Here is a 9,962-nt window from a genome sequence, read left to right as displayed (position 1 = left end):
CGCTTGCCCGCGTGCTGGTAAGCCTGGGCGTGCAGCGCGGCATGGTGGTGTACGGCGAATGCGTGCTCGACGAGCTTTCGTGCGCCGGCCCCACGAAGGTGTGCGAGTTCGGCGGCGGCGACTTCCACGCGCCGGCGTTTCGCACCTACGAGCTGACGCCCGAGCAGTTCGGCATGGCCCGCTGCACGCGCGATGACCTGCGCGGCGGCTCGCCCGAGGAAAACGCGCAGATCACGCGCGATACTCTGTCGGGAGCCGAACGCGGATGCCGCCGCGACACCGTCGTGCTCAACGCCGCAGCCGGCCTGTACATCGCCGGCGCAGTGCCCTCGCTGCGCGACGGCGTGGCCCGGGCCAACGAGCTCATCGACACCGGCGCCGCAACCGTGAAGCTCAACGCCTACATCCAAGCCAGCAACGCGCAATAGCGCCTTGTCACGCCAAACACGAAAGGACCACGGTTGAACATTCTTGATCAGATAGCTGAGCGCACGCGGGAGCGCGTTGCCGAGCAGAAGCGTGTGCGGTCGCTTGCGAGCATGCAGCAGGCTGCCGATGAAGCGCTGGCGCGCGATTGCGAACGATGCGCTGCCGAAAAGCCCGGCCCCGACGGGTTGCCGCTGTCCGGCGAGGCGTTCGCGGCGGCCCACGCCGCGGCGCCATGCAGCTTCCCGTTCGAAGGCGCGCTCGAGCGCCCCGGCGTGCAGTTCATCGCCGAGGTGAAGCGGGCAAGCCCCTCGAAAGGCCTCATCGCGGCGGATTTCCCGTACCTGCAGATAGCACGTGATTACGAAACCGCAGGTGCGGCGGCCATTTCATGCCTGACCGAGCCGTACTGGTTCCAAGGCCGCAACGAGTACCTGGCCGAAATCGCCGAGGCGGTAAGCATCCCGGTGCTGCGCAAAGACTTCGTGGTGGACGAGTACATGGTCTACGAGGCGAAGGCGCTTGGCGCGCAGGCAGTGCTGCTGATATGCGCCATCCTTGACGATGCGCAGCTTGCCGCCTACCGCCAGCTGTGCGACCAACTTCGCCTGTCTGCCCTGGTGGAAGCACATACCGCCAAGGAGATTGAGCGCGCCATCGCCTGCGGGGCGCGCGTGATCGGCGTGAACAACCGCGACCTGAAAACATTCGACGTGGACATGAACGCCGCCCGCGCGCTGCGCGACTTGGTGCCGCCGCACACGCTGTTCGTGTCCGAAAGCGGCATCGTAATGCCGGCCGACGTCGAGGCGGCGCGAGCCATGCGCGCTGACGCCGTGCTGGTGGGCGAAGCGCTTATGCGCGCCGACGACAAGCGCGCCAAGCTCGCCGAGCTGCGAGGAGACGGGCGGCCAAGGTAGCCAGCCGAAGCGTTCACCAAACATAGCCGCCTGGCGGGTGGCCCAAGGGAAAGCACTCGCGCAGGCCTAAGCCCTAGCGGGGAACGATAGCGAAACGAAGGAAAGGACGAACGTGCCATGGAGCACCTGCTGGTAAAAACTTTGCGGCTTGCGAACTGAAGTCGATGTTGCAGCCGCCAGGGGCACCGCCTCAGGCCTGCATGGTTATCGGGTCCATATCTCGTCATCGTTTCACCTGATGACGGTTACCCATATGATGCTTATTAAACCCACAAGACCTCGAATTCCGACAATTCGAGGTCTTGTGCTGCGTCAATCGCCCCTCTACTTCGAATTCTTTGCACAAAACGCCAATCCGACGCAAAATGCAATCCTTCCGAAGCCGTTTCACATCAGCGTTTACCTTGCAGCCGCAGAACAACCGCGTTACGCGAACATCTTCGCGAAGATGTGCTTCACGATGTCGGTGCGACGCACCACGCCCACCAGCGCGCCTTCGTCGTTGACCACCGGCAGCTTCGTGAACTTTTTCTTCGACAGCATGGCCGCCACGCGCGCGATAGACTGCTCGGGCTTCGCGCACACCACCTTGCGGACGGCGAAATCCATGACGCAACGCTCTTTGAGCTGGTCAACGCGCTCTTCGAAGCTCATGTCATCGAAGTACAGCATAGACGCGTCACCGCCGGTGAACAGCGTGTGCGCGCGATGCTGGGCCACCGCGCCCATGATGTCGCCGTCGCTGATGAAGCCCACCACGAAACCGCCCTCGTCCACCACGGGCAGGCTGCTGACGCCGCGCTCGGTCATGATGCGCACCACGTCAGCGATGGTGGCGCTGGCCAGGCACGTGAACGGATCGGCAATCATCACCGCCGACACCGGCGTGCCGGCGGTTTCAAGCGGAATGCTCTCGGGAACAATCTCGGACATTAGCGGTTCTCCTTTACGGAAGCGGATGCAGTTGCGGATGCGGAAGGCGAAGGGGCAGACGGCGTGTCAGCTCCAACGGGCGAAGTAGCGTGCTCCAAGGCAGAAGCCGAAGCAACGCCATCGGAACCAGAAGGCGAAGTCGCCGCAGATGAAGCAGCCGAAGAGCCCTTGGCGGCGCTGTTCGCAGCAGCCGGCGAAGAGGCGGCTTTGCGCTTCGCGGGGCGCACGGCAACGATGCAATACACCAGCGACACCAGGCCGATGGCGGCGCACACCTTGTAGGCCACGCCCGCACCGGTGGCAGTTGCCGCCTGGAGCGTTGCGCCAGCTGCAGTGCCACCAGCGGTCACCGACGTCATAACCGTAACGATAAGCGCCGTGCACAAGCCGCCGGCAACCTGACGACCCGTGTTCGCGATGGCGTTGCCGTGTGCGATCATCTCGTTGCGCAGGGCGTTGACGCCCCACGTGTTCACGGGCATGTTCGCCAGCGCCTGACCCGCCGCCTGCAGCATGCAGAACAGAGCCACCACCAAAATGGGCGTAGCGGTAGACGACAGCGACAGGGCGAACAGCGCGCCCGTCATCAGGGCCAAGCCCACCACGGAGATGACGCGCGGGCCAAATTTGTCGAACACCACGCCGGAAATGGGGCTGATGATGATGCCCACGGCCGCCGCGGGAAGCATGGCCATACCCGTTTCGAACGCCGAAGCGCCCAGCGCGGTCTGCAGCAGAAGCGGCAGCAACGTGTTCGTGACCAGGCACGCCGCGTTGATAAGCGTCACGATGATAGCCGCCACGCGGAACTCGCGGGTGCGCAGGCAACTCAGCTCAAGCAGCGGCTGCTCCAGCTTGCCCTGACGGCGCGCAAACAGCACGAGGCACACCACGCCGGCAGCCACCGAGCCCAGCACCACAGGGCTGGTCCAGCCAAGCGATGAAGCGGTAGAGAAGCCGTACAGCAGACCGCCGAACGCCACGGTGGACAGCGCCACGGAAGCGAAGTCAAGCTTGGGGTTCTTCAACTCGCCGACGTTCTTCAGCATGAATACTCCCATGACCAGCACAATCAACGAAAGCGGCACGATGGCGCCCACCATGGCGCGCCAACCGAATGCGTCGATGACCGCGCCGCCGGCAACGGGGCCCACGGCGGGGCCTGCGCTCATGACGATGCCGGCCATGCCCATGGCCGTGCCGCGCTTCTCCACGGGAAACACCAGCATGGGCACAACGGCAACCAGCGGCATCAGCACGCCGGATCCGGCCGCTTGCAGTACGCGGCCCACGATCAGCAGCGAGAAGTCGGGCGCCACAGCGCACAGCAGCGTGCCCGCGGCAAACGCCACCAGCGCGCCAAAGAACAGCTTGCGCGTAGAGAACTTGTCGATCAAATAGGCGGAAACCGGCACCATGATGCCGCTGACCAGCGGATAGATGGACATGATCCACTGCGCGGTAGACGCATCGATGCCGAAGTCGGCCATGATGACCGGTAGCGCCGGCGACATGACGGTTTGGTTCAGCAGCGCCAAAAACGCGCCGAGCACCACCACGGCTACAATACGCACCTGCACGCCGGTGATTTTCCCGCTAGCGGGGATTGAAGAAGTTGAAGACATAGGCACTCCCATCGTGAGACCTTAGCGCTGCGCAGCAGCAATGGCGCAGCAACCAAGGGCAATGCGCAAGCGCTTGAACAGGCAGCCATTTCGCGAACGATTCGAGCCGGCAAATCGAGCTAGCGCGAAACAACCGATCGATAACGGCTCGCCGTCGGCACACGCGCCGCCCATCGACACACGGGTCTGGCGCAGCGCCAGCGCACAGCACATTGCAAAATATTCGATTAGTTACTGAAAATTTCAGAAAGAGACGACCCGGCGCTTACGAGCGCAGCCCATAAGCGGTCGTCGCGCGCGGCGGCCAATCGCGCCCGCGCCCGCAATCAGATGCGGCACGTAGAAAGCGGCTGGTTCAGGCAAACCTGAGCGCACGCCGAAACGCCAGCCCACACCAGCGGGCGGCGCAAAGAAGCATATGTCATACTGAGATTGTTCATAGCGGAGAGGTACCTTACCCCAACGACGCCGCACCGGTGCGCACCCAACCGCCATCTTCACCGTTTCCGCATCGACTGGGACAAAGGGACAGTCCCCTTGTCCCAGTTTCCGTTGCTGAAGCGTTACGAGACGACAACAAGGCCGCGCAAGAGGCCAAAAATCCTGTCAAACGCCCTGTCCCCTTGTCAGAAACTGACAAGGGGACAGGGCGTTTGACATAGGGTTAATGGGGAAATGGCGGGATACGACCACCGTTTCCCCAGGTCAAAACTACAAGCCGTAGAACTCCGTGGTCAGGGGGCGGGCGAACAGGTCGCGGGCGGCTGCGTTGGGGTCGGCGCCTTCCCACACCACGCCGCGCACCACCTCGGTGATGGGCAGCTCCACGCCGTAGGCCTCGGACAGCGTCTGCAGCGTTTTGCACGCCAGCGCGCCCTCCACCACCATGTGCGTGCGCTCGCGGTACTCGTCGAGCGTGCCGCCGCGCGCCAGCTCAACGCCGAACGAGCGGTTGCGCGAGTGCTCGGACGTGCACGTGGCAATCAGGTCGCCCGCGCCGGCCAGACCCATGCACGTGATGGCCTGCCCACCGCACTTCACCACCAAACGGCTCATCTCGGCCAGACCGCGCGTCATCAGCATGGCCGCCGTGTTGTCGCCATAGCCCAACCCGTACGCCACACCCACAGCGATGGCGATGACGTTCTTGAACGCCGCGCACAACTCCACGCCCGTCACGTCGTCGCTGGTGTACGTGCGGAACGTCGGCGAGGCGAACAGGTCGCGGAACAGCACCGCCGTGTCCTCGCCCGACGACGCGATGACGGTGCCGGCCGGCTTGCCCTTGATGACCTCCTCGGCGTGGTTCGGCCCGGACAGCACGGCCAAGCGGTCGCGGTTGCCCAGCTCGGACTCGAACACGCCCACGGGCAAGTAGCCGCTGTCGGCCTCGACGCCCTTCGAGCAGATGATGATGGGGAAATCATCGTCCACCACGTCCCCGATGGCCCGCGCCACGCCGCGCAGCAGGTTCGACGGCGTCACGATGACGGCTGCCTTCGCGCGCAGCAGCGCGTCGCAATACGACGTGGTGGCCACGATGTTGCCGGACAGCACGGTGTCGGACAGGTAGCGCGGGTTGACGTGCTCGTGGTTGATGCCGCGCACCACCGAGTCCTTGCGTGCCCACAAGCCCACGTTTTGCCCGTTCAGCGCCAGCGTCTGCGCCAGCGCGGTTCCCCACGAGCCGGCGCCGATGACTGCAACTTTCATGTCGTCGTCCACTTCCCCTTACGCCTTCTTCTTATCGCCGATGCGGCGCTCGCACCCATGGCGCAAACGGTCGATGTTCTCGCGGTGCGCCCACACCACCGTCAGCGCGGCAACCGTGGTGCACAACCAGGCCAGCGGCGCGAACGTGGCGAACAGGAAATAGTACGCCGCGAAAAATGGGCATGCTACCGCCGCCGCAACTGAGCCCAAAGACACGTACCGGGTGGCAATGACCAGCACGGCGAAGATGAGCAGCTCAAGGCACGCGCCCTGCCAGCCGAACGTCACGAACAGGCAGCCCACGGCCACGGCAATGCCCTTGCCGCCCTTAAAGCCCAGCCACGGGCTGAAGATATGACCCCACGTGCAGCCCAAAAACGCCACGGTAACGAAGTCGTCGTAGCCGATGACGTGGCCCGACAGCGACATGCCGCCGCCGAACGCCGCCGCAGCGGCAGCCGCGATAAGCCCCGACACGATGCCCTTGCCGAAATCCAGCACGAACACCGCGCCGCCGCCCACTTTGCCCATGGTGCGCAGCGCGTTGGTGGTGCCGATGTTGCCCGACCCATGCTCGCGGATGTCGGTGTGGAAAAACACCCTCGAGATGATGACGCCCCACGGGATGGACCCCAGCAGGAACGACGCAACGAAAACCCCTAATGCTCCCAGCAGTTCCACAACGAATCTTCCCTAGTCCTTCTTCTTGAACTTCAGCTTCACCGGCGTGCCCGTCAGGTCGAACGATTTGCGCAGGCGGTTCTCCAGGAAGCGCTCGTAGTTGTCGTTGACCAGGTCGGGGCGGTTCACGAAGAACGTGAACTGCGGCGGGCACGTGGCCGTTTGCGTGACGTATTTCATGCGCAGGATGGCCTTGCCCTTGCTGACGGTGTGACCGTTTTCGCGAATTTCGCCCAGCCACACGTTCAGCTGGTTCGTGGGGATGGTCTTGCAGAAGTTGTCGTAGGCCACGTTGACGGCATCCCAGATGCGGTGCACCGACTTGCCGGTCAGCGCGCACGTGGCAACCACGGGCGCGTAGCCCACGAACGTCATACGGTCCTCGATCTTCTGGCGCACCTCGGCCTTGGCCTCGGGGCCTTCCACCAGGTCCCACTTGTTCAGCACGATGACCATGGCGCACTGGCGGTCGGCGGCGAAGCCGGCCACGCGCTGGTCCTGGTCCGTCAGGCCGATGGAGCCGTCGATGACCAGAAGCGCCACGTCGGCGCGGTCGATGGCGCGCATGGCGCGCACGAAGCCATAATACTCAACGTCTTCGTCGATCTTGCTTTTCACGCGCAGGCCGGCCGTATCCACGATGGTGTAGCGCTGGCCCTCGTGCTCCACCACGGTGTCGATGGCGTCGCGCGTGGTGCCGGCCACGTCGGACACGATGGAGCGCTCACCCGCCGTTAGGCGGTTCGTCAGCGACGACTTGCCCGCGTTCGGGCGGCCGATGATGGCGATGCTGATGCCCGGATCGGCGTCGTCCTCGTCGGTGACCTCGACTTTCTTCAGCTCCTCCACGATGGCGTCCAAAAGGTCGCCCGTGCCGTTGCCGTGCACCGACGAGATGGCCCACGGGTCGCCCAGGCCCAGCTGGTAGAACTCCCACACCTGGTCCATGGTGTCGGGGTTGTCCATCTTGTTCACGCACAAAAACACGGGCTTGGACGTTTTGCGCAAGATGCGCGCCACTTCCTCGTCGTCGACGTTGATGCCGGTGCGGCCGTCCACGATGAACACGATGACGTCGGCCTCGTTCACGCCGGCGAACGCCTGCGTGCGGATGGAGCCCTGGAACGCGTCGTCGTCGCCCATCTCGATGCCGCCGGTGTCGATGAGCTTGAACTCGACGCCGTTCCAGTCGGCGATGTGGTACGAACGGTCGCGCGTCACGCCGCGCATCTCGTGCACGATGGCCTCGTCGGCCTGGGCAATGCGGTTCACGAAGGTGGACTTGCCGACGTTCGGCCGTCCAACAACCGCCACGATGGGCAGAGACATATCGAATCCTTTTCGGTTGGTGAAAACTACTTCGGGCACGCTAGCTGCGCGCCAGGTCGACGAGTTCCGGAAAGAACCCAGTCGCGTTACAGGATACCACGGTAACCGGGGCCCCGGCGGCCTTCTCCATATCCTCTAACGTTGCGTCGTCAAGCGTGACGCCGTTGTCGTTGAAAATGACGGACGGCACCGCATAGCGCCAGCCCGGATGCGCGGCGGCGTCGGCGCGAATGGCCGCCGCGATGTCGCAGCTGCACAGAAGGCCCGTGACGTCGACGTTGCCGCCGAAGAACTCGTTCTTCACGAACAGCGGCTGCAGCACGTCGGCGGCGGGGCTTTGCGCGAACAGCGGGCCGAAAAAGTGCTTCGTGGCGAAACCGGAGATGTAGCGCACGCGCATGCCGACCGCGCGCAGCGCCTCGGCAGCTTCGACGTCCTGCCCCGCCTCGGCCGCGGCCTCCCAGTCGTCCACGAACGAGCGGATGATGCCCACGCCGTCCTCGAACATGCCGAAGTCGCCGTAGTGCTCGCTTGGCGGCAGGTTCGCCAGCAGCTCGTCGCCGTAGGCGTTTGAGTAGAACTCGTCGGCCGCGAACGCCCACAGGTGCCCACGCTCGGCCAGAGCACGCTGCTGAGCAGGCACGATGGTGTCCATGGCGGCACGCGCGGCCACGGGGTCGTTGAAGCTTTTCGTGAAGCACGTCTGGTGCTTCGTGAACCCTAAGGGCACGATGCAGATGTCCAGGATGCCCGGGCGTGCGTAGGCCCACTCAAGCGTTTCGCGCAGCACGTCGCCGTCGTTCTCGTCGGGCATCAGCACGATCTGCGCGTGGAATTCGATGCCGGCGGCAAGCAGGCGGTCCATGACGTCGATGCCGTGCTGGGCGTGGCGGCCGATGATGCGGCGGCGCACCTCGGGGTTTGATGCGTGCAGCGACACGCGCAGCGGGCTGATGGCCTGCTCGATGATGCGCGCTTCGTCTTCGGCCGACAGGTTCGTGAACGTGACGAACGTACCGGACAGAAAGCTCAGGCGGAAGTCGTCGTCGCGCAGCGTCAGCGACGGGCGCATATCGTCGGGCAGCTGGCGCATGAAGCAGAAGATGCAGGCGTTGCGGCACTGCTTCACGCCGTCGAACACCACGCCGGAAAATTCGAAGCCCCAATCTTCACCTTCGCAGCGTTCAAGCTCCACTTCGCCAGCTTCACCGTCGGTGTCGATGTAGCCGAGCGTGATGAAATCGTCGGCGGTAAGCCAGCGCCAGTCAATCATGTCGCGCACGGGCTGGCCGTCCACGCTGGTGATGATGCAGCCTGGCGTGAACCCGACGTCGTCGGCGGGGCTTTCGGGCAACACGTACTCGATGACGGCGCGCGGAGGCTCGGGCGCTCGACGACCGCGACGCTTCTTCGCCGCCTCAACCGCCACGTCCTCGGGAGGATACACGCCCACGCTTCCACCGCCGTTCCATCCAAAAAATGGGACAAAGGGACTGTCCCTTTGTCCCATTCGAAATTTGCTCAGCCGAACATAGTAGCGCAAGCCAACCAACGCACCCACCCCCTCCGCGGATTCTGCGCAAGAAGGATGCGAGGACCGAACGTTGCCAAAGAGCCTTTGACAATTGAAGACACAATAAAGAGTAAGCGGTTGCAGCAAACTGTGCCACAAGCGCTTACGAGCAAGTCGAAATGATGAGGAAGACGTGGAAAGCTGCTACTCTTGTCTGCCGGCGGCGGCTAGGGCGTCGCGGACGGCTCGGTATTGGCGTTGGCTTACCGGCACCTGCGCGCCTGTGGTCATGGTCAGCGCCTCGCGGCAGCCACGAATAACGTGCTCCATGTTCGCCAGATAGCTTTTGTGGCAGCGGACGAAGCTGCCGGGCAGCTGTTTTTCCAGATCGGATAGCGCCGCATACGCATAGAGCTCGCGGCCGTCCACGTACGATACCAGCACCTTGCGGCCCTGGCTTTGCACGAACTGCACCTCGTGTGGGTTGATGACGTGGGTGGATCCGCCGCTGCGCAGCATCACGGGCGCGGCAACACGACCAATCATGCCGAGCACCTTGTCAAGCGCGGCGCGCACCTCAACAGGCGAAAACGGCGTGAGCAGCAGATACTGGTGACGCGTGGAATATACTGCCGACGTGTACGCTTCGCGCGTGCAGGTGTAGATGACCAGGGGCAACGCGTGATCGGCATCAAGCTTCCTCACCAAGTCGATGCCGCCCTCGTGCACGCCCCCGGCATTGATGGGCGCCACCAGAATGTCAACGTGCGGCGCCCGCGACACGCGCTCTTCAGCAACCTGCGAACCACAGCACTCGAATTG

At 64.0% G+C, this 9,962-nt stretch carries 8 protein-coding genes and 1 pseudogene; 2 read left to right on the top strand and 7 right to left on the bottom strand.

Annotated features, from left to right (window positions below):
* A pseudogene (locus ACWI6D_RS08790) lies at positions 1-428 on the top strand (anthranilate phosphoribosyltransferase); the annotation flags it as partial.
* Positions 429-461: 33 nt separating this feature from the next.
* Positions 462-1,346, top strand: coding sequence for an indole-3-glycerol phosphate synthase TrpC (gene trpC / locus ACWI6D_RS08785; protein ID WP_449134405.1), 885 nt, complete (start codon positions 462-464; stop codon positions 1,344-1,346).
* A 426-nt stretch (positions 1,347-1,772) separates the two neighbouring features.
* Here the strand turns inward: trpC and ACWI6D_RS08780 are convergent, their stop codons facing one another.
* The 7 genes from ACWI6D_RS08780 to ACWI6D_RS08750 all read right to left on the bottom strand — a co-directional run.
* Complete coding sequence (locus tag ACWI6D_RS08780; RefSeq protein ID WP_449134404.1) at positions 1,773-2,279, bottom strand: CBS domain-containing protein; 507 nt, start codon at positions 2,277-2,279, stop codon at positions 1,773-1,775.
* The gene (locus ACWI6D_RS08775; RefSeq protein ID WP_449134403.1) at positions 2,279-3,904 is read right to left on the bottom strand and encodes a DHA2 family efflux MFS transporter permease subunit; all 1,626 of its coding nucleotides are present in this window, start codon (positions 3,902-3,904) and stop codon (positions 2,279-2,281) included. The genes ACWI6D_RS08780 and ACWI6D_RS08775 overlap by 1 nt, the downstream gene beginning before the upstream one ends.
* Before the next feature lie 711 nt (positions 3,905-4,615).
* The gene (locus ACWI6D_RS08770) at positions 4,616-5,629 is read right to left on the bottom strand and encodes an NAD(P)H-dependent glycerol-3-phosphate dehydrogenase (RefSeq protein ID WP_449134402.1); all 1,014 of its coding nucleotides are present in this window, start codon (positions 5,627-5,629) and stop codon (positions 4,616-4,618) included.
* Between the two features lie 6 nt (positions 5,630-5,635).
* Positions 5,636-6,298 (bottom strand): glycerol-3-phosphate acyltransferase, encoded by a 663-nt coding sequence (locus ACWI6D_RS08765; RefSeq protein ID WP_129424893.1) that lies wholly within the window; start codon positions 6,296-6,298, stop codon positions 5,636-5,638.
* Positions 6,299-6,310: 12 nt separating this feature from the next.
* Positions 6,311-7,627, bottom strand: a complete 1,317-nt coding sequence (gene der, locus ACWI6D_RS08760) for a ribosome biogenesis GTPase Der (protein WP_288284487.1) — start codon at positions 7,625-7,627, stop codon at positions 6,311-6,313.
* Between the two features lie 40 nt (positions 7,628-7,667).
* Complete coding sequence (locus ACWI6D_RS08755; protein ID WP_449134401.1) at positions 7,668-9,080, bottom strand: DUF512 domain-containing protein; 1,413 nt, start codon at positions 9,078-9,080, stop codon at positions 7,668-7,670.
* Between the two features lie 264 nt (positions 9,081-9,344).
* Positions 9,345-9,962: LytR/AlgR family response regulator transcription factor (locus tag ACWI6D_RS08750; protein ID WP_449134400.1), on the bottom strand; the 618-nt coding region annotated here is incomplete at its 5' end.

Source organism: Senegalimassilia sp., from assembly GCF_977052095.1.
The sequence above is the reverse complement of the archived record's forward strand: the minus strand, read 5'-3'. Positions and strand labels throughout refer to the sequence as shown.

Bases quoted from the DNA above. Each gene is read 5' to 3' on its own strand.
- der (WP_288284487.1), bottom strand. From the start codon at position 7,627: ATGTCTCTGCCCATCGTGGCGGTTGTTGGACGGCCGAACGTCGGCAAG.
- ACWI6D_RS08775 (WP_449134403.1), bottom strand. From the start codon at position 3,904: ATGTCTTCAACTTCTTCAATCCCCGCTAGCGGGAAAATCACCGGCGTG.
- ACWI6D_RS08780 (WP_449134404.1), bottom strand. From the start codon at position 2,279: ATGTCCGAGATTGTTCCCGAGAGCATTCCGCTTGAAACCGCCGGCACG.